Origin of the sequence: Streptomyces sp. NPDC088762 (assembly GCF_044750905.1) — a bacterium.
GTDB lineage: Bacteria > Actinomycetota > Actinomycetes > Streptomycetales > Streptomycetaceae > Streptomyces.
In genome coordinates this window covers 204,096-223,257 of the sequence record NZ_JBIVKT010000012.1, presented here as the reverse complement: position 1 = coordinate 223,257, position 19,162 = coordinate 204,096, and the positions used below count along the sequence as shown (strand labels likewise).

The window sequence follows — 19,162 nt, the reverse complement described above, 5'->3', positions numbered from 1 at the left end:
AGGGTGTTGAGAGGCCGCACCCGCCGGTGTGACGCGCCCCGGCGTGCGCGGGCTCTCAGCCGATGGCGCGCAGGAACTGCTGCGTGACCTGGAGCAGTCCGGAGGCTTCGCCGGTCGCCGCGTGGGCCTCGCCCGGACCGGCGAGGAGCAGCAGCAGGAGGCCGAAGGCCAGGGCGGGGAGGGCCAGGGCCCACCAGCGCAGACGGGTGTCGGCGACGCCCGCCGGGGCGGCGGCGCCGGCGTCGTGGCGGGACGGGAGGGACCGGGGATGCGTGGTGGCCGACATGGTCGCCTCCGTGGGTTGCGGGTGGGCTGGCTCGCTGTCTCGAATCTATGGATCCGAGGAGCCGGCTCCCATCGGGGGCGCACCCCAGTTCACCCTGAGCCTGGCCCCCTAGGGGCTGGTGGGGGTAGCCCTACCAAGCCCTCCCGGGGGCGGCTGCGTCACGGGGAGGCGATCGTCGCGATCACGGCGATGACCACGCTCACGAGGAGCATCGCTCCGAGCACGAGGCCGAGCTTCTTGTGGCCGTTCTGGGGGTTCGGTTCAAGTACGGGCGACATGCCGGTCAGTCTCGCATGCCGCATTCGTCCTCGATCGTGCGGTCCCGGCCGGCCATGATGCCGAGGCCGATCTGCGGGACGAGCAGCCCAGCCATCAGGGCCAGCGGCAGGTCCCAGCCGCCGCTGTGCTGGTAGAGGGCGCCGATCAGGAGGGGGCCGGGGATGGAGATGAGGTAGCCGGTGCTCTGGGCGAAGGCGGAGAGCTTGACGACGCCGGCCGGGGACTTGGCGCGCAGTCCGATGAGGGTGATGACGAGCGGGAAGGCGCAGTTGGAGACGCCGAGCATGAGGGCCCAGGCCCAGGCGCCGGCGGCGGGCGCGAGGTAGAGCCCGAGGTAGCCGGCGAGGCCGAAGAGGCCGAGGGCGGCGGCGATGGGGCCCTGGTGCCGCATCCGGCCGGCGAGGCCGGGGATGACGAAGGCGAGCGGGACGCCCATGACCATGGTGACGGCGAGCAGCACCCCGGCCGCGGAGGCGGAGACCCCGGCGTCGCGGAAGATCTGCGGGAGCCAGCCCATGGTGATGTAGGCGCCGGTGGCCTGGAGGCCGAAGTAGCAGGCCAGGACCCAGGCGGTGCGGCTGCGGACGACGGACGGGCCGGCGGCCTCCCGTACGGCGGCGGGCGCGGCGGCCTTCTCGCGGCGGCTCGCGGCGGCGATGGGCAGCCAGGGCAGTACGGCGAGCAGCGCGAGGACGGCCCAGACCAGCAGGCCGGTGCGCCAGCTGCCGCCGATGGCGTCGGCCAGCGGGACGGTGGCGGCGGCGGCGAGCGAGGTGCCGGCGGCCAGCGCCATGGAGTACAGGCCGGTCATGGTGCCGACGCGGTCCGGGAAGTAGCGCTTGACGATCACCGGGAGCAGCACGTTGGTCAGGGCTATGCCGGCGAGCGAGAGCGCGCTGGCGGCCAGGAAGCCGGCGGGGCCCGCCGCGAAGGGGCGGATCAGCAGGCCCGTGGCGACGGCGGCCATGCCGGCGCAGACGACGGCGGTGGGGCCGAAGCGGCGGGAGAGCCGGGGTGCCGTGACGCCGAAGACGGCGAAGCAGAGGGCGGGGACGGAGGTGATCAGCCCGGCGACGGTGCCGCTCATGCCGAGGCCCGTGCGGGTCTCCTCGAAGAGGGCGCCGAGGCTGGTGATGGCGGGCCGCAGGTTGAGGGCGGCGAGCACGATGCCGGCGATGAGCAGGGGGCCGAGCCAGCCTGGAGCACCCGACTGGTGGGCGGGGGTGGTCGGGGCCTGTTCGGGGGCCTGCCGGAGGGCCTTGTGGGACGCGGCGGGCCGGTTGAGGGTCCGGATCTCTTCGTCGTGCATTCAACCATCATAGAATCATGGGATGATTGGTTGTCCAGTCAGCCCTTGAGAGGAACCAGGAAGCACATGCCGCTGACCTCGCCCCGGCGCTCCGCGCTCGTCGACCAGGTGATCGCCCAGCTGCGGAACCAGATCACCTCCGGCGAGTGGCCGGTCGGCGCCCGCATCCCCACCGAGCCGGAACTGGTGGAGCTGCTCGGCGTCGCCCGCAACACCGTGCGCGAGGCCGTACGGGCCCTCGCGCACAACGGCCTGCTGGACATCCGCCAGGGCTCGGGCACGTACGTCATCGCCACCAGCGAGCTGGCCGGGGTGATGCACCGCCGCTTCGCGGGGGCCGAGCCCCGGCACATCGCGGAGCTGCGCTCGACGCTGGAGTCCTCGGCGGCCCGCCTCGCGGCGGAACGGCGCACCGAGCGGGACCTCGTACAGCTGGACGCGCTGCTGGCGCGGCGTGAGGAGGCGTGGGCGAGCGGGGACGCGGAGCTGTTCGTGGCGGCGGACGTGAGCCTGCACATGGCCGTGGTGACGGCCTCGCACAACGACGTGCTGATCGAGCTGTACGCGGACCTCGGCGATCTGGTGGCGGACTGGCTGCGCTCCGATGTCGGCACGGAACTGGATCCGGCCGCCCATCTGGACCACGCCCGGTTGATCGAGGCCATCCGGCGCGGGGACGGGGACGCGGCCTCCTCGGAGGCGGCCGGCTATCCGTTCGCCTGCCTCGGCCGGGACAGCGCCTGAGAACCGCTCAGGGGCGCTGGTGGCTGACCCAGGCGGAGCGGACCTCCTTCCAGCAGCGGCTGGTCAGCGCGGTGCGCCCGGCCGGGCCGACCGCCACGGCGGCGCCGTCGCCGTCCAGGTCCCACCAGCGGTCGCACTCGACGTGCAGCCGTACGAGGTCGGTCTCCGGGTAGCCGTTGTGACAGTACGCCGTCACCTGCGAGCCGTTGATCTCGATGTCGCAGTCCGCCCCGAAGAGCTCCCGCGGGGCGGGCCGCGCGGGCTGTACGGGGGGCTCGACGGGGATCTCGGCGAGGTCGACGACGGCCGGGGCACCCGCCTCGGGGCCGGTGGCGGGCTCGCCGCCCTCGGGCTGCGCGGCCGCGCCCGGAACCATGAGTCCTGTCAGGATCACCGAGGTGACCAGCAGCGATACCACTCGGTTCGGCCTGGCGCGCACTCCCGTACCTCCTCCCCGCAGGAGCCGGGAAGATCCCGGCTCGGCCAGTTTGCAGGCATCTGTCCCGCTTTTCGACTCGGGAAGATCCGGTCGGCCGGTGAACATCTGATCGAACCCGGCGCCGCGGTTCCCCCCGGAGGCGCGAAAACGGCGGCGGCCGCGCCTCCCCGGAGGGAAGCGCGGCCGCCGCCGTACGGACGCGAGGGGGCTCAGGCACCCATGGCGTGCAGACCGCCGTCCACGTGCACGATCTCGCCGGTGGTCATCGGGAACCAGTCCGACAGCAGGGCGACGACGCCCTTGCCCGCCGGCTCCGGGTCACTCATGTCCCACTCCAGCATGGAGCGGGAGTTCCAGACGTCGGCCAGCTCACCGAAGCCCGGGATGGACTTCGCGGCCATGGATCCGATCGGACCGGCCGAGACCAGGTTGCAGCGGATGTTCTCCTTGCCCAGGTCGCGGGCGAGGTAGCGGCTGGTGGCCTCCAGCGCGGCCTTGGCCGGGCCCATCCAGTCGTACTGCGGCCAGGCGTACTGCGCGTCGAAGGTGAGGCCGACGACGGCCGCGCCCTCCGCCGGGAACAGCGGCTTGCAGGCCATGGTCAGCGACTTCAGCGAGAACGCCGAGACGTGCATGGCCGTGGCCACCGACTCGAACGGGGTGTTCAGGAAGTTGCCGCCGAGGGCGTCCTGCGGGGCGAAGCCGATCGAGTGGACGACGCCGTCGAGGCCGCCGAGCTCGTCGCGGACGAGGCCCTCCAGGCGGGCCAGGTGCTCGTCGTTGGTGACGTCGAGCTCGATCACCTTGACCGGCTTGGGCAGCTTCTTGGCGATGCGCTCGGTCAGCGTCGGCCGCGGCCACGCGGTGAGGATGACCTCGGCGCCCTGCTCCTGGGCCAGCTTGGCGGCGTGGAAGGCGATGGACGACTCCATCAGCACCCCCGTGATGAGGATGCGCTTGCCGTCGAGAATTCCGCTCATGGTGATCAGTGACCCATGCCCAATCCGCCGTCAACGGGAATGACGGCTCCGGTGATGTACGCGGCGTCGTCGGACGCCAGGAAGCTCACGGCTGCCGCGATCTCCTCGGGCTGCGCGTAACGGCCGAGCGGCACCTGGCCCACGATGCCGGCGCGCTGCTCGTCCGTGAGCACCTTCGTCATGTCGGTGTCCACGAAACCGGGGGCGACCACGTTGAAGGTGATGTTGCGGGAGCCCAGTTCGCGGGCGAGGGAGCGGGCGAAGCCGACCAGCGCGGCCTTGGAGGCGGCGTAGTTGGCCTGGCCCGCCGAGCCCAGCAGGCCGACGACCGAGGAGATCAGGACGACGCGGCCCTTCTTGGCGCGGAGCATGCCGCGGTTCGCGCGCTTGACCACCCGGAAGGTGCCGGTGAGGTTGGTGTCGACGACGGAGGCGAAGTCCTCCTCGGACATGCGCATCAGCAGCGTGTCCTTGGTGATGCCGGCGTTGGCCACCAGCACCTCGACCGCGCCGTGCGCGTCCTCGATCTGCTTGTAGGCCTGCTCCACCTGCTCGGAGTCCGTGATGTCGCAGCGGACCGCCAGGACGCCGAGCGCGGTGAGCTCCGCGGGCGGCTCACCCGACCGGTACGTGATCGCGACCTTGTCGCCGGCCTCCGCGAAGGCTCGGGCGATGGCGAGGCCGATGCCCCGGTTACCTCCGGTGACGAGAACCGAGCGGCTCAACGGATCACCCTTTCGCTAGCGGTCTGAATACCGGAAACCTATAGGCCGCACCCCTCGTACGGAGAATCGACCTCCGACAGGGCCTTGCGACGGGGTATGTCGAGTCCCTACAGAAGTAGCGCGGGTCAGGGCCGCCTGCGGTCGGCCTTCGACAGCTCGCCGCAGAGATCGTGCAGCTTTGTGTCAGGCAGCACACCTCGGTGTGCGAGCGCGTTCCGGCTGCTGACGAGAAGCCTGAGCAGGCCCGCGTCCTCCGCTGGCAGGGCGAGGTATCCCTTGATATGGGCGGAGAGCAGCTGCCCGACCTCCCATTCCAGGAAGGCCTGCTCCGGGTCGTCGCGCAGGTAGCCCCGGGACGCCCGGAACTCGGGATCGAGGACGACGGCCTCGACCGGCCGAGTGAGATGGGCCACGGCCCGTGCGGCCAGGCGGCCCCGGGCGTCCTCTATCCAGGGGAGGACGACACGCTGCTGTGCCTGGGACACCAGCGCGTCGAGCCTGGCCCGGGTCTGCGCCCGGGGCCCTGCGTGCCAGGACGCCGGGTGGATCCGCAATCGCCCTTCCCACGCGGCGACCGCCCCTGCGGCCCAGGCTTCCCGCAGCCACGCGTCGGGCTTGCGCCTAGCGCCCGTCTGGGCGAGTCCGCGCGGCCAGACGTCGGCGCGGGGGCCAGGCACGTCCGCGAGGGCGGAGGTCAAGGCTCCGAGCAGGCTGTGATCCTTTCCGTCCCAGAGCTCTGAAAGACGTTCTGCCAGGGAGAGGTCCGGTCCGCTGACCTCCACCACGATCTCGGCACGGACCGTTCGTACGACCCGGTCCCGCAGAGCGTCGCTGTGCCGGCGTTCCGGGCGGCGGGCTCCGGCGGCACGCGGCGCGACGACCATCGCAGTGTCCGCTCGTCCCACCACACCCCACCACCAACGCACCGAGGTGTTCGCGACATCGAGTCCCAGTTCGTCGGGGAGTCCCCCCGGAAGGTCCTGGAGCCGGGCGGCGACGAACAGGAGCGGACGCTCGCCGGGAGACAGTCCGGCTTCCTTCACGGCGGCCGTCAGCGTCTGGAACAGCCTCTGGATTCCTCCGCCTCGGCCGGCTGGGGTGTCGCCCTCGGCCCAGGCGCGGATGCCGACGACGAGCTGTCTCCCGTTGTCGCCGACCACCAGGCGGGAGAGCGCCTGTTCCGGTTCGACCGACAGCTCCTTGCCGATGCGTGCCAGCAGACTTGCCGCCGGGCCGTGGTCGTGGGGGGCGTACGGCATCCCGCGCCCGGCAGGTGTGGCCGTCGGCCAGCCCAGGTCGAACCCGTCGTCGTAGCCCTCCAGGTACGGCAGGTCGTCATCGGTCCAGGGCCTCGGATGCCCGGCCTCGGACGTCTCCTCCCGTTCATACGGGCCGCCCGCCCCACCGCCGTCAGCCGGTTCCGGCGATGCCGGCAGGTCCAGCACCCTCGGCAAGCTGAAGAGAGCCTCGCCGTACAACCGGTCGGCATCGCCCTCGTCCACCATGCGGTCGGGCAGGAGCCACAGGCAGTTCTGGCCCGCGGCAAGGTCCGTCGCGACGTCGTGGATCTGACCCCGCGCCCCCGGCAGATCGGTGAGCTGCCAGGAGCGGGGTTCGTGGGCCGACACCTCACCGCTCCTTGGAGGCCCAGAAGCGGACCGCCCGGTAGGTGACCGGCTCCACGGCGAACCCTCCCTCGACCTCGTCGAGCAGTCCCAGGTGATCGAGCCTGACGAGCCAGCTCTCCGCCTCCTCCGCGGAGAGTTCTATCGCCGCCTCCACGTCGTCCCTTGGGACGCCCTGACCTTCTCCGACGTATTCGGTCCATGCGGCGGCCAGTTCCAGGTCCCTGCGGTCGAGCCCCGACTGCTTGAGGTGATGTTCGATGTTGGCCGGCTTCTCAATGGTCAGCCTGATCCGTTCGAGGGCGCTGTCGAGCGTCGCACCGTGCTGGGCGACGTCGGCGACCGCGACCTCCGTCCAGTGGGGCCAGCCACCCGTAGCCGCGACCAGCCGTTCCCGGTCCTCGCTGGCCACAAACGGGCACTCCGACCAGGCACGCAGGGCGTCGGCGGTCCAGCGGTCGGGGCTCAGCACCCTCAGGGAGAGCTCTTCTCCTTGCCCGCCCCCCAGCACCTCGCCCACCTGTGCGGCGTCGGCGAGCACCACGACCGAGCGGTTCTCCTTGCCCGATCCTCGCCGTTCGGCGTGGGGTACCAGCTTCTCCGCGGCGGGGCCGGCCTGCTTCACCAGCATTCGGAGCCTCTCGCGCAGCTCTTCGGAGGAGGCGCCGCGGAGGTCGGCCGTGAGGACGAAGGCCTTGCGCCGACCCTGAAGCAGCTTGCCGAGGTCGCCGCCCTGTACGTGCTTGACGATCTCCACACCGCGCGACTGCGCGAACACTTCGGCGGCCTTCAACACCTGGTTGGGGCGGTGCAGATCGGTGACGCCGACCACGCTGACGCCGGGCTGGGCAGCCTCGTGCAGCTGGCCCTCGGTCAGCGGACTGTAGCGCTGGATCTGCTGCGCGTCCCGTCCGAGGATGCGGCGCGCCGACCGGGGGTTGTACTCGTAGGGCTGGGTGAACTCGGTCTCCTGGAGCTCCAGTTCCAGCTCCTCGTGGGTGCCCAGCATGTTGACGACGTTGGGGCTCCTGACGGCGAACCTGGAGTGGTCCCCGAGCTGGTACAGCAGTCCGAGCCCGACCATCTCCGTAAGGAAGATCTGCACCTGCTTGACGCTGAGCGGCTCGAAGCCCGCCGGCCATGCCTCGCGCGCCAGCTGGAGAAGTTCGCGGGGGGTGTAGTCGCCCCGGTACCCGTCTTCCAGGCTGCGCAGGGCTATCACGAGGGCAAGCACCCGGTAGCGGTCGTCCAGATTGATCGTGAATCGCAGCCGCTCCGCGATGCGCCGGCGGACCGTCTCGGACGCCGCCACCCACTGGACGTCGGCTTCCGTGATCTGCACGGGGCCGTCCGTGAAGTCGTACGGACGGGCGTGCAGGGTCTCCACCAACTCCCGGCAGAAGATCTGCACGAGGTTGGCCTGGTAGTTGGTGATGGCGAGGATCCGCCAGACCAGTTCGGGCCTCTCGAAGGTGTAGCCGAGGGCGGCTGTCGGCTCCGTGACGAGACGGATGGCGGCCGCCTGCATGAGCGGGCCGACGAGCACGTCCGGTCCGCCGTGCACGGTCGACACGTTGGACAGGTGGCTGAAGCGCTGTACCTGGTGGAGACCCGCGAAGACGATCTTGAAGCGCCGTTCGGTCTGCTCCATGAGACGCTGGAACTGCATGACGTTGGGGAAGGTTGTCTCGCTGCCCAGCTTGTACGCCCGCCGCGAGTCCGTGTTCAGGAACGAGTCCGCCTCGTCGGCCAGGACGAGCATCCGCCTGCTCTCGTCCTCATCCAGCCATTCACGGATGCGTTTGACGACGATCTCCGGGCCCGCCCGGTCGGACATCCTGTTGTCGAAGACGCCCTCCCGCTTGAGCGCTTCGACCAGCCGGCTCCAGATCTGATCCGGCGCCTCCGCGTGTCCGATCTCGGCCTTGAGCAGATCGAGGTAGACCGCGACGTTCTCGTCGGGCCTACTGGGGAAGATCTCCGCGACCCGCCGCAGCAGCGCCGACTTGCCCAGCTGCCGGCCGCCGTACAGGAACATGCCGCTGTCGCGGCCCATCACCTCTCCCATCTCCTTGTCCCGCCCGTAGAACACCTCCTGCGGGACGAGACCGGCGACGAAGGGGGTGTACGGGTTGTAGGCGGTCCAGGGAAGGGTGACCCTCTGGAGCGAGCGGAAGGAGCCGGGGGCGCGGGCGGCCATCCACCCCAGCACCGCCGGGTCGACGACGAGCGCCTGCTGGGTGTTCTTCCGTGCCGCGACCGCCAGCCCCCGGCGGCCTTCCACCCCGAGCGGGTGCATGTAGAGGATGATGTTGGCACCGACATCGGCGTCCTCGAGGTGCGCCAGCGGCCCGTCCGCAGGCTGCTCCTCCCAGATCAGCATGATCGTGTAGGACGTCGCACGCGAGCCCAGAGCCGCCACGTAGCCGGGCCGTTCGGCCACCCGCGCCTTGGCGCGGAACGTGCGCATGCCGTGCCCGCGCACGAGCCGCTCGGACTTCAACTGGTTGTTGGTCATCTCCAGGCCGAGCAGCCGCAGGACCTGCAGAATGTGCTGCTGCCACTGACTGGTACGGCCCGGCTGGGTGCACAGGCCCTTCCACGACTCCAAGCCCGCCTTGGCCGCCTGGGTGAGGGACGCCTCGTCACCCCCGCCGAACCGGTCCGCCCACCACGCGGCGTCCACTCCGTCGCCCCCGGCCTTGGGCGCACTTGCGTCGGCGAGACCCGCCACGAACTCCACCAGCTCCGACCCGTCGTCCTCCGGTCGCTCCGGCAGCGCCTGGCGGCTGGTGGCGAGCGCCAGGAACTCCTGGGCCGTGACGGTGTCGCCCTCCTCGATGAGGCGGGCGATCCGTCCGTGGTCCTCGGCCGTAAGCGCGAGGTCTGAATCGGCCCGCAGCCGTTCGAGGTCCTCGCGAAGCCGGATCGTGGATTCCCGGACCAGCGCCTTGAGCTCGGTCTCCAGGGCTTCGAGGGATTCCAGGGCGAGGCGGTAGCGCCCGGACTCTTCACCGTCCGCGAACTCCTGCAGCCGGCCGGTGAAGTCCCGTTCGATGTCGGGCGCGAGATTCAGGTTCAGGGTCCGGATCTCCGCCAGCAGGCCCGCGGCGGCACGGTGCCGTTCGGCGAGCGCAATGCGCCAGTCCTCGTACGACTGGGCGCAGCGGCGGGCAGCGCCCTCGACCCACTCGGGATCGAGGGAGCCGTAGGCCGAGGGGACCCTTTCGGCGGCCGTGACAAGCGCCTTGGCCAAGTGGAGGTCGCCCACCTCCATGTAGCGCGTCAGGGCCGTCTCCGCGTCTGCGGAGCCGAGGAGCCCGGCCAGCAGCCGAGCCGTCCGGGGGTCGTCCAGCACCGGATGCCCCTCGCTGTCGCGCGGCAGGTCCGGGAGGCCGAGCAGGCAGTCCTCGGGCGGGATGATCCCGCCGTCCTCCCGGAGCCGTTCGACGCCGCCCTCGCGATTCGGTACGTCACCGGCCAACCAGGCTCGCAGCACGCCCAAGGCGGCCCCGCCGACGCCGGGGAGAGGTCGCACACTGCGCAGCTCCCGCAGGGCGGCGGACAGGCCCGCCACCCCCGGCTCGCTGCCGAGGGCCGGGCGCGTGGCGGCACGCGCCGCCTCAGCCTTCATGACGAGCTCCCCGACGGACCTGCAGATGCCGAGGAGCTGCCGGAACGCGCCCGCCGTGATCGGTTCCTTGGCCTGCTTGGGCGTACGGAACTGTGCGTCCGTCTCCTCGATGAGATGGCGGACCGGTCCCTCCCTCAGCAGCTGGTCACCCATTTCGGCGAAGGCGGTGCCGCCCCCACCGTGCTCCGCCCACTGGATGACGCGGTTCAGCGCCTCATGGAGCCTGCCCGAGGGACCCAGGAGGTACTTGAGGACCTGTGAGGCCCGCTGGTACTGAGTCTTGCGGTGCGGCAGCTCTTCGAGCAGGCGCCGCGCGGTCTTCCCGATCTCCTCCCGCCGGCTCAGCTCCTGCTGGCTCTCATCGGCCTGGAGGGTGCCCGGGACGAACGTACGGCCGTTGCGGACGGCGGCCACGAGGACGGTGAGCAGTTCCTGCCAAGGGGCGGTCAGCCCCGAAGGCATGCTGAATCCACTGACCAGGGGATGCGCCCAGCGGGCGGTGAGGCCCGTCCGCAAGGCCGCTGCCAAGGCGACCAGGTAGGCCTCCCGGTCCTGCGACAGGAGGTCGGTGTCGAAGTCGTGGGCGATCTGCACCGGGGTGGCGTCCGCCACGGAGATGCAGGCGTACGCGGCTGCGGTGAAGGCGAGGGCCTGGGAGCGTACCGCGGCCTCGTCGGAGGCCCCCGTCAGCCAGTAGGCCTCCGCCATGCGTCCGTCCCGTACGAGGCGGGCCACCGGTGAGGGCTCTCCCGTCTCCCAAGGCGCTCGCGGGTCCCAGTCGGGCGTGCTGATCCCGTCCGGCCACCACGCCTCGATCGGCTCGGCCACCCGGACGAGCGGCTCGGGGGCCCTGGCCGGGGAGCCTTCCTCCGCGTCGTCGACGGAGGGACCCGTTCCTTCCTCGGTCCCGGTTTCGGACTGGGCCGTCTCGCCGTTCGCCTCGTCGGTGGCCGGCGGCTCCGGAGCCGTCTCCGTGTCCGTCCGCGTCGCCTGCTCGGCTTCCTGGATGTCGGGGTCGGCTTCCGCCCCGGCGGGCGCGCATCGCGTCGCCTGGGGTTCGGGTTCGTCGGCCTCGTCCGACCCGCGGGGCAGGTCAGGAACGCGCTCTACGGCTTCTTGGGGAGCCGCCTCCCCGGCGGCCCCGTCCTTGTCCGCCGAACGGGGGCCCGCCGGCTCCCGGAGGCCGCCCCCCGCCTGATCGGCTTCTCCGGCGGGTCCTGCCGCCTCCAAGGCCGCTATCTCGGACTGAACGCCCTGGAGCAGTCCGCGCAGGCTGGCCGCCTCGTCCTCGCCCTCCGCCATCTCCAGCAGAGCAGCGTACGATCCCGCCTTGCGCCTCAGCGTCGCCAGCCGTTCGGTGAGACGCTTCAGCGCGCCCTCGACCTCCGTGTACCCCTGGTCCCCCGGCCATGCGCAGCCCCGCGCAGCCAGTCGGCCGACGAGGTCCGCACGCGCGTCGCACCATGCGGCCACCGTCGGAGCCAGCTCCTCATGTGACCCGGGGAGGCGGCCCGCCTCCACGTCGTCCCCGGCTGCACGCAAGGCTGCGGCCAGGCGGCCGCCCAGCGCTTTGAGCGTTTCAAGGGCGCCCGCGGGCGTGGCCGCGCCCTCCGACCTGGGCAACATGGCCATGTCCTCGCTCTCTCCGGTCACGTCCGCATCGGATGCGGTTTCCACCTCTACCGCTTCGGCGCTCGCGAATGAGCGGCCGATTGCGTGGGCATCCCGGGGCGGTTGACGATCCGCCGCTGCCCTCAATGTCTTCTCATGCTCCGCGGCGAGCAGGGCGAGCGGCTGTTCCTCGGCCCGCGCCGTCAGCATGCCGTACAGGGCACAGCGCGCGAGGGGGGAAGGCAGTACCTCGAGCATCGCGGTCAGCTGCGCCGGTGTGGGACTGGCCAGCACCTTCTCCGGGAATCCGTATTCTCGGCTCAACATCCGCACGGACCAGCCGAGTCCGCAGGAGACCATGCGGGCCAACTGCGGCTGTTGCGCCATCGTCAGCCACACCCGGGCCGCTTTCACCTCGCGCCGGGCCGGCGAATGGGCCTCGGGACCGGCTCCGTGAACGCAGACCTTTCCCCGCAGGCAGTGATGCCGTGTCAGGAGTAGGCGAATATCAGACTCCGTCAAAGACAGAGCCCAGGAACGCAGTTCACGTGACCACGCGTGCATCGATAGATCATCTCATCTTCTCGTCTCGAAGGCCCCCAAGTCAGGCCGATTCACCGGAGGTGACGGCAGCGGACCCCGCGGGCTATATCGGCTACGGCTCCAACCGCCGTCGTGATTCACTTCCCATGCCGACCGACTGTGCGCAATGACCCCAGCCAGAGAGAGTGAGGCCGCCCGTGGTCCACGGAATCGATCCGTCTTTCACCGCGCTTCCCTTGCGGGCGCTCGCCGACGCGGCGCTCGCCCGGGCCCGCGCGCTGGGTGCCGATCATGCCGATTTCCGGCTGGAGCGGATCCGCAGCGCCTCCTGGCGGCTGCGCGACGCCAAGCCCTCCGGCGGGTCCGACACCACCGACCTCGGGTACGCGGTCCGCGTGGTGCACGGGGGCAGCTGGGGCTTCGCCTCGGGTGTGGACCTGACCATGGACGCCGCCGCCCGGGTGGCCTCGCAGGCCGTGGCCATGGCGAAGCTGTCGGCCCAGGTGATCAAGGCGGCGGGCTCCGACGAGCGGGTGGAACTGGCCGAGGAGCCGGTGCACGCGGAGCGCACGTGGATCTCCGCCTACGACGTGAACCCCTTCGACGTGCCGGACGCGGAGAAGGCGGCGCTCCTCGCCGACTGGAGCTCGCGGCTGCTGGCGGCCGAGGCGGTCACGCACGTGGACGCCTCGCTGCTCGCCGTCCACGAGAACAAGTTCTACGCCGACACCGCGGGCACCTCGACGACGCAGCAGCGGGTGCGGGTCCACCCGCAGCTGACGGCGGTCGCCGTGAACGAGGTCACCGGCGAGTTCGACTCGATGCGCACCATCGCGCCGCCCGCCGGGCGCGGCTGGGAGTACCTGACCGGCACCGGCTGGGACTGGAACTCGGAGCTGGAGCGGATTCCCGAGCTGCTCGCCGAGAAGATGCGGGCGCCGAGCGTGGAGGCCGGGCGCTACGACCTGGTGGTGGACCCGTCCAACCTGTGGCTGACCATCCACGAGTCCATCGGCCACGCCACCGAGCTGGACCGGGCGCTGGGCTACGAGGCGGCGTACGCGGGGACCTCCTTCGCCACCTTCGACCAGCTGGGCAAGCTGAAGTACGGCTCCCCGATCATGAACGTGACGGGCGACCGCACCGCCGAGCACGGGCTGGCCACGATCGGCTACGACGACGAGGGCGTCGAGGCGCAGAGCTGGGACCTGGTCAAGGACGGCACCCTGGTCGGCTACCAGCTGGACCGGCGCATCGCGAAGCTGACCGGCCTCGGTCGCTCCAACGGCTGCGCCTACGCCGACTCCCCCGGGCACGTGCCCGTGCAGCGCATGGCGAACGTGTCGCTCCAGCCGGACCCGGGCGGCCTGTCCACCGAGGACCTGATCGGCGGGGTGGAGCGCGGGATCTACGTGGTCGGCGACCGCTCGTGGTCGATCGACATGCAGCGCTACAACTTCCAGTTCACCGGTCAGCGGTTCTTCCGGATCGAGAACGGGCGGCTGGCCGGGCAGCTGCGCGATGTCGCCTACCAGGCCACGACCACCGAGTTCTGGGGCTCCATGGAGAAGGTGGGCGGCCCGCAGACCTACGTCCTGGGCGGCGCCTTCAACTGCGGAAAGGCCCAGCCGGGCCAGGTGGCCTCGGTCTCGCACGGCTGCCCGTCCGCGCTGTTCCGCGACGTGAACATCTTGAACACCACGCAGGAGGCCGGACGCTGATGCCGATGAACCACACGAAGCCCCACGAGATCGTCGAGCGGGCGCTGGAGCTGTCCACCGCGGACGGCTGTGTCGTCATCGCCGACGAGGAGTCCAGTGCCAATCTGCGCTGGGCGGGCAACGCGCTGACCACGAACGGCGTCACCCGCGGCCGGACCCTGACCGTGATCGCGACGGTCGACGGCGCGGAGGGGACGGCCTCGGGGGTCGTCTCGCGCTCCGCCGTCACCGCCGAGGACCTGGAGCCGCTGGTACGGGCCGCCGAGGCGGCCGCGCGCGGAGCCGGTCCCGCCGAGGACGCCCAGCCGCTGGTGAGCGGGACCCCGGCGTCGCCGGACTTCGCCGACGCCCCGGCCGAGACCTCCTCGGCGGTGTTCGCGGACTTCGCCCCGGCCCTCGGCGAGGCCTTCGCCCGGGCCCGGGCGGGCGGCCGGGAGCTGTACGGATTCGCCAACCACGAGCTGGTGTCCACGTACGTCGGCACCTCGACCGGCCTGCGGCTGCGCCACGACCAGCCCAAGGGCACCCTGGAGCTCAACGCGAAGAGCCCCGACATGCAGCGCTCGGCCTGGGCCGGCCGTGCCACCCGGGACTTCAAGGACGTGGACCCGACGGTGCTGGACGCGGAGCTCGCCGTCCGCCTGGGCTGGGCGGAGCGGCGCGTCGAGCTGCCCGCCGGGCGGTACGAGACGCTGCTGCCGCCGACGGCCGTGGCCGACCTGCTGATCTACCAGATGTGGTCGGCGGCGGCGCGGGACGCGGTGGAGGGCCGTACGGTCTTCTCCAAGCCCGGCGGCGGCACCCGGCTCGGCGAGAAGCTGTCCCGGCTGCCGCTGACCCTGCGCAGCGACCCGAACGCGCCGGGCCTGGAGTCGGCTCCGTTCGTGGTGGCGCACAGCTCCGGGGACGACGCCTCGGTCTTCGACAACGGCCTGCCGGTGCCGGCCACCGAGTGGATCCGGGACGGCGAGCTGGCCCGGCTGACCACGACCCGGCACACCGCCGGGCTGACCGGCCTGCCGCTCTCCCCCGCCTTCGGGAACCTGATCCTGGACGGGGGCGGCGACCGGTCGCTCGAGGAGATGGTGGCGGCCACCGAGCGCGGCCTGCTGCTGACCTGTCTGTGGTACATCCGCGAGGTCGACCCGGCCACCCTGCTGCTCACCGGCCTGACCAGGGACGGCGTGTACCTGGTGGAGAACGGGCAGGTCACGGGGCAGGTCAACAACTTCCGGTTCAACGAGTCCCCGGTGGACCTGCTGTCGCGGGCCACCGAGGCGGGGCGGACCGAGAAGACCCTGCCGCGGGAGTGGGGCGACTGGTTCACCAGGGCCGCGATGCCCGCGCTGCGCATCCCGGACTTCAACATGAGTTCGGTCAGCAAGGGCGTCTGACCCACCTAGACTGACCTTGGCAATTTCAGACATCAAAGGAGTCGAGAGACCGTGACGGACATCGTCGACGAACTGAAGTGGCGCGGGCTGTTCGCCCAGTCCACCGACGAAGAAGCGCTGCGCAAGGCGTTCGCGGACGGTCCGGTCACGTTCTATTGCGGCTTCGACCCGACGGCCGCCTCGCTGCACGTGGGGCACCTGGTCCAGGTGCTCACCGTGCGCCGGCTCCAGCTGGCCGGGAACCGGCCGCTGGCGCTGGTCGGCGGGGCCACCGGGCAGATCGGTGACCCGCGGCCGACCGCGGAGCGGACCCTGCACGACCCGGAGACCATCGCGAACTGGGTGACGCGGCTGCGCACCCAGATCGAGCCGTTCCTGTCCTTCGAGGGCGAGAACGCCGCGGTCATGGTGAACAACCTGGACTGGACGGCGGGCATGTCCGCCATCGAGTTCCTCCGGGACATCGGCAAGCACTTCCGCGTCAACAAGATGCTGACGAAGGACTCGGTCGCCAAGCGGCTCGATTCCGACCAGGGCATCAGCTACACCGAGTTCAGCTACCAGATCCTGCAGGGCATGGACTTCCTGGAGCTGTACCGGCGCTACGGCTGCGTGCTCCAGCAGGGCGGCTCCGACCAGTGGGGCAACCTGACGGCCGGTCTGGACCTGATCCACCGCCTGGAGCCGGGCGCGGTCGTGCACGCCCTGGCGACTCCGCTGATGGTCAAGGCGGACGGCACCAAGTTCGGCAAGTCCGAGAGCGGCGCCGTCTGGCTCGACCCGGAGATGACCACCCCGTACGCGTTCTACCAGTTCTGGCTGAACGTGGACGACCGGGACATCTCCACCTACATGCGGATCCTGTCCTTCCGGAGCCGTGAGGAGCTGGAGGAGCTGGAGGCGCAGACCGCCGAACGGCCGCAGGCGCGCGCCGCCCAGCGGGCGCTGGCGGAGGAGCTGACGACGCTGGTGCACGGGGCCGACCAGTGCGCCGCCGTGATCGCCGCGTCGAAGGCGCTGTTCGGGCAGGGCGAGCTGACGGAGCTGGACGAGGCCACGCTGGCCGCGGCCCTGTCCGAGCTGCCGCACGTACGGGTCGCCGAGCCGGGCCTGGTCGTGGACCTGCTCGCGGAGACCGGGCTGGTCGCCAGCAAGTCGGCGGGGCGCCGGACCGTGAAGGAGGGCGGGGCCTACGTGAACAACGTGAAGGTCACGGCCGAGGACGCGGTCCCCGCCAAGGAGGAGCTGCTGCACGGGCGCTGGCTGGTACTGCGCCGCGGCAAGAAGAACCTGGCGGCGGTCGAGGTCACCGGCGCCTGAGGCCCGGCGCCTCGCGGAAGCGGCACGGAACACGGCGAAGGGGCCGGTCGGACGCCATTGTCCGGCCGGCCCCTCCGTCGTGCCCCGGACGGGGCAGCCAGTGCCGTGAACCTCTGCGGTCACGGCACTAGGTCATCTGCCTCCTGCGGCCGCGGATCGAGTGGTAGACCATGTCACCGACGCCGACGACCAGGACCGCTCCGGCAAGCTGCAGCAAGTGCCGGATCCAGTCGATGCCTTTGGTCTCCTCGACACCGATCCACCGCGAGACGGCGTTGCCGAGGAGGGCTCCGGCTATGCCGAAGAGGGTGGTCAGCCACAGGGGCTGGTGCTGCCTGCCCGGCAGGATGGCCCGGGCTATCAGACCCAGCACGAAACCGACGATGATCGCCCACAACCATTGCATGTCGAGCCTCCTCGTGGCGCGTTGTGCGCATGTGGGCCCAGTCTCGACAGGCGGGGCGTACGGCGCATTTCGGGCAGCTCCATTCGGGGGACACCCGCTCTCCTCGCGGCCGGGGCGGCGGCGTACCGTGGGAGGGTCCGGACCGGGGAACGTCCGGCCGTCGATCGGGTGGTGGAGCGTGGAGCGGACGAAACGGCAGAAGCGGAGCGGGGCCGAGGTCTTCCGGATCACCGGAGCGCGGATGGGTCTCGCCGAGGACGTGCGGGGCCGCCAGCGCCGCTACGTCGTGTCGATGGGCATCAGGACCCTGTCGGTCATCGCGACCGTGGGCTTGTGGAACGTGCAGCGGCCGGTGGCGATCGTGACGCTGATCGCGGGCGCCCTGCTGCCCTACGTCGCCGTGGTCATCGCGAACGCGGGCCGCGAATCGGCCCCCTCGCTGCCCTCGAATTTCATCCCGGCTCCCGTGCGGCCGGCGCTGGGCGCGGGAAACCTCAAGAAGAGCTCAGATCAATCATGAAGTTCCGGTGCACCGCACCGGGTCCTGCGTGACATACTGCCTACGCGCTCCGCATCCCCCGTCGGAGCGACGGACCGACGCCGGGCAGCTCCCCCCGTGGCTGCCCGGCGTCGCCATTCCGTTCCAGGGCCCGTCGTCACACTCCCGTCTGCCCCGCAGGCGACGACGGGAGTGTGACGACAGGCCCTAGGGTGAGGTCGTGACTTCCTCCGACTTCCCCGGCCCCGGTGCCGAAACCCCCACCTGCTCCGCCAAGGGCTGCCGCGACGCGGCCGTCTGGGTCCTGGCGTGGAACAACCCCACCCTGCACACGCCGGAGCGGCGCAAGACGTGGCTGGCGTGCGAGGAGCACCGCGAGCACCTCTCCCAGTTCCTGGGCGTCCGCGGTTTCCTCAAGGACGTCGTGAAGCTCGACGAGTGGGTGCAGCCGGAGGGCTCGGAGCGCTAGCGCCGGCGCCGCCTAGCCGCCGATCGCCGACATCGGGCGGTCGGGCTGGAGGAAGGACGGGTCGTCGAGTCCGGACCCGGCCTTCTTGCCCCACATCGCCAGCTTCCACAGCCGGGCGATCTCCTCGTCCGGGGCGCCCGAGCGCAGGGCGCCGCGCAGGTCCGACTCCTCGGTGGCGAACAGGCACGTACGGACCTGGCCGTCGGCCGTGAGCCGCGTACGGTCGCAGGCGCCGCAGAAGGGGCGGGTGACCGAGGCGATCACGCCGACCGTGGCCGGGCCGCCGTCGACCAGCCAGCGCTCGGCGGGGGCGGAGCCGCGCTCCTCTGCGCCCTCCTCGGTGAGCGTGAAGCGGGTGCGCAGCGACTGGAGGATGTCACCTGCCGTGATCATGCCGTCGCGCTTCCAGCCGTGCTGCGCGTCGAGCGGCATCTGCTCGATGAAGCGCAGCTCGTACTCGTTCTCGACGGCCCAGGCCAGCAGGTCGGGGGCCTCGTCGTCGTTCAGCCCCGGCATCAGCACGGCGTTGACCTTGACGGGGGTGAGACCGGCCTCGCGGGCCGCGGCCATGCCGTCGATGACGTCGTGGTGCCGGTCGCGGCGGGTGAGGGTCTTGAAGACCTCGGGCCGCAGGGTGTCCAGGGAGACGTTCACCCGGTCCAGGCCGGCGGCCTTCAGGGCCTGCGCGGTGCGCTTGAGGCCTATGCCGTTGGTGGTCAGGGACATCTTGGGGCGGGGCTCCAGGGCCGCGCACTGCTCGACGATCCCGACGAGGCCGGGACGGAGCAGCGGCTCGCCGCCGGTGAAACGGACCTCGGTGATGCCGAGACGGGTGACCGCGATGCGGATCAGCCGGACGATCTCTTCGTCACTGAGCAGATCGGACTTCCCGAGCCACTGCAGTCCCTCCTCGGGCATGCAGTAGGTACAGCGCAGGTTGCACCGGTCGGTGAGTGAGACGCGCAGGTCAGTGGCCACGCGGCCGTAGGTGTCGAGAAGCACTGTGGGCCCCCTCCCCTGTCCGGATCGTAGAGGTGCGCGCAGTCGTGGATGCACTGCATGCGCTGTATCGAGCCTACGCGACGCCGGTGGCGCGCAGGGGCGCCCGAACGAACGAGACGTGGCGCGGCCGCGTCGTAGGGAAGTACGACGCGGCCACGCTGGGTGTTCGGAGGATC

The 19,162-nt window shown here is 71.2% G+C and carries 16 protein-coding genes; 6 read left to right on the top strand and 10 right to left on the bottom strand.

Annotation, left to right across the window (positions count from 1 at the left end):
* Nucleotides 1-55 precede the first annotated feature (55 nt).
* From ACIP5M_RS25660 to ACIP5M_RS25650, 3 genes are all read right to left on the bottom strand, one after another.
* On the bottom strand, nucleotides 56-286 hold the full coding sequence (locus ACIP5M_RS25660; protein WP_401201111.1) for a hypothetical protein: 231 nt from the start codon (nucleotides 284-286) through the stop codon (nucleotides 56-58).
* Between the two features lie 158 nt (nucleotides 287-444).
* Complete coding sequence (locus tag ACIP5M_RS25655; protein ID WP_401201108.1) at nucleotides 445-564, bottom strand: SGM_5486 family transporter-associated protein; 120 nt, start codon at nucleotides 562-564, stop codon at nucleotides 445-447.
* Nucleotides 565-569: 5 nt separating this feature from the next.
* Nucleotides 570-1,874: a CynX/NimT family MFS transporter gene (locus tag ACIP5M_RS25650; protein ID WP_401201106.1), complete on the bottom strand. Its 1,305-nt coding sequence runs from the start codon at nucleotides 1,872-1,874 to the stop codon at nucleotides 570-572.
* A 66-nt stretch (nucleotides 1,875-1,940) separates the two neighbouring features.
* Between ACIP5M_RS25650 and ACIP5M_RS25645 the strand changes: the two genes are divergently transcribed.
* Nucleotides 1,941-2,618 carry a FadR/GntR family transcriptional regulator gene (locus ACIP5M_RS25645; protein ID WP_401201103.1) on the top strand — a complete coding sequence of 226 codons (678 nt, stop codon included), beginning with the start codon at nucleotides 1,941-1,943 and terminating at the stop codon, nucleotides 2,616-2,618.
* A 7-nt stretch (nucleotides 2,619-2,625) separates the two neighbouring features.
* Here ACIP5M_RS25645 and ACIP5M_RS25640 read toward each other — a convergent pair whose 3' ends face one another.
* The 5 genes from ACIP5M_RS25640 to ACIP5M_RS25620 all read right to left on the bottom strand — a co-directional run bounded on the left by ACIP5M_RS25640 (nucleotide 2,626) and on the right by ACIP5M_RS25620 (nucleotide 11,674).
* The gene (locus ACIP5M_RS25640) at nucleotides 2,626-3,057 is read right to left on the bottom strand and encodes a hypothetical protein (protein ID WP_401201100.1); all 432 of its coding nucleotides are present in this window, start codon (nucleotides 3,055-3,057) and stop codon (nucleotides 2,626-2,628) included.
* Nucleotides 3,058-3,266: 209 nt separating this feature from the next.
* On the bottom strand, nucleotides 3,267-4,037 hold the full coding sequence (gene fabI / locus ACIP5M_RS25635) for an enoyl-ACP reductase FabI (RefSeq protein WP_401201097.1): 771 nt from the start codon (nucleotides 4,035-4,037) through the stop codon (nucleotides 3,267-3,269).
* Between the two features lie 5 nt (nucleotides 4,038-4,042).
* Nucleotides 4,043-4,762 (bottom strand): 3-oxoacyl-[acyl-carrier-protein] reductase, encoded by a 720-nt coding sequence (fabG, locus tag ACIP5M_RS25630; protein WP_385179410.1) that lies wholly within the window; start codon nucleotides 4,760-4,762, stop codon nucleotides 4,043-4,045.
* Between the two features lie 125 nt (nucleotides 4,763-4,887).
* On the bottom strand, nucleotides 4,888-6,390 hold the full coding sequence (locus tag ACIP5M_RS25625; protein WP_401201093.1) for a hypothetical protein: 1,503 nt from the start codon (nucleotides 6,388-6,390) through the stop codon (nucleotides 4,888-4,890).
* A 1-nt stretch (nucleotide 6,391) separates the two neighbouring features.
* Nucleotides 6,392-11,674, bottom strand: a complete 5,283-nt coding sequence (locus tag ACIP5M_RS25620; RefSeq protein WP_401201090.1) for a hypothetical protein — start codon at nucleotides 11,672-11,674, stop codon at nucleotides 6,392-6,394.
* A 698-nt stretch (nucleotides 11,675-12,372) separates the two neighbouring features.
* Between ACIP5M_RS25620 and ACIP5M_RS25615 the strand changes: the two genes are divergently transcribed.
* The 3 genes from ACIP5M_RS25615 to tyrS are packed head-to-tail and all read left to right on the top strand — an operon-like array spanning nucleotide 12,373 to nucleotide 16,610.
* Nucleotides 12,373-13,896 (top strand): TldD/PmbA family protein, encoded by a 1,524-nt coding sequence (locus tag ACIP5M_RS25615; RefSeq protein ID WP_401201087.1) that lies wholly within the window; start codon nucleotides 12,373-12,375, stop codon nucleotides 13,894-13,896.
* Complete coding sequence (locus tag ACIP5M_RS25610; RefSeq protein WP_401201084.1) at nucleotides 13,896-15,290, top strand: metallopeptidase TldD-related protein; 1,395 nt, start codon at nucleotides 13,896-13,898, stop codon at nucleotides 15,288-15,290. Before ACIP5M_RS25615 ends, ACIP5M_RS25610 begins: the two co-directional genes overlap by 1 nt.
* A gap of 51 nt (nucleotides 15,291-15,341) precedes the next feature.
* Nucleotides 15,342-16,610, top strand: coding sequence for a tyrosine--tRNA ligase (tyrS, locus tag ACIP5M_RS25605; protein ID WP_401201081.1), 1,269 nt, complete (start codon nucleotides 15,342-15,344; stop codon nucleotides 16,608-16,610).
* Nucleotides 16,611-16,737: 127 nt separating this feature from the next.
* Here tyrS and ACIP5M_RS25600 read toward each other — a convergent pair whose 3' ends face one another.
* Complete coding sequence (locus ACIP5M_RS25600; protein WP_401201078.1) at nucleotides 16,738-17,016, bottom strand: GlsB/YeaQ/YmgE family stress response membrane protein; 279 nt, start codon at nucleotides 17,014-17,016, stop codon at nucleotides 16,738-16,740.
* Between the two features lie 241 nt (nucleotides 17,017-17,257).
* Between ACIP5M_RS25600 and ACIP5M_RS25595 the strand changes: the two genes are divergently transcribed.
* Nucleotides 17,258-17,536, top strand: a complete 279-nt coding sequence (locus tag ACIP5M_RS25595; protein WP_401201172.1) for a DUF3099 domain-containing protein — start codon at nucleotides 17,258-17,260, stop codon at nucleotides 17,534-17,536.
* Between the two features lie 199 nt (nucleotides 17,537-17,735).
* The gene (locus ACIP5M_RS25590) at nucleotides 17,736-17,984 is read left to right on the top strand and encodes a hypothetical protein (RefSeq protein ID WP_401201076.1); all 249 of its coding nucleotides are present in this window, start codon (nucleotides 17,736-17,738) and stop codon (nucleotides 17,982-17,984) included.
* A 12-nt stretch (nucleotides 17,985-17,996) separates the two neighbouring features.
* Here ACIP5M_RS25590 and moaA read toward each other — a convergent pair whose 3' ends face one another.
* On the bottom strand, nucleotides 17,997-18,986 hold the full coding sequence (gene moaA / locus ACIP5M_RS25585; protein WP_401201073.1) for a GTP 3',8-cyclase MoaA: 990 nt from the start codon (nucleotides 18,984-18,986) through the stop codon (nucleotides 17,997-17,999).
* Nucleotides 18,987-19,162: the final 176 nt, after the last annotated feature.

Coding starts and splice junctions, on each gene's coding strand:
- ACIP5M_RS25610 (WP_401201084.1), top strand. CDS start 13,896: ATGCCGATGAACCACACGAAGCCCCACGAGATCGTCGAGCGGGCGCTG.
- ACIP5M_RS25595 (WP_401201172.1), top strand. CDS start 17,258: ATGGGTCTCGCCGAGGACGTGCGGGGCCGCCAGCGCCGCTACGTCGTG.
- ACIP5M_RS25660 (WP_401201111.1), bottom strand. CDS start 286: ATGTCGGCCACCACGCATCCCCGGTCCCTCCCGTCCCGCCACGACGCC.
- ACIP5M_RS25650 (WP_401201106.1), bottom strand. CDS start 1,874: ATGCACGACGAAGAGATCCGGACCCTCAACCGGCCCGCCGCGTCCCAC.
- fabI (WP_401201097.1), bottom strand. CDS start 4,037: ATGAGCGGAATTCTCGACGGCAAGCGCATCCTCATCACGGGGGTGCTG.
- ACIP5M_RS25655 (WP_401201108.1), bottom strand. CDS start 564: ATGTCGCCCGTACTTGAACCGAACCCCCAGAACGGCCACAAGAAGCTC.
- ACIP5M_RS25600 (WP_401201078.1), bottom strand. CDS start 17,016: ATGCAATGGTTGTGGGCGATCATCGTCGGTTTCGTGCTGGGTCTGATA.
- ACIP5M_RS25645 (WP_401201103.1), top strand. CDS start 1,941: ATGCCGCTGACCTCGCCCCGGCGCTCCGCGCTCGTCGACCAGGTGATC.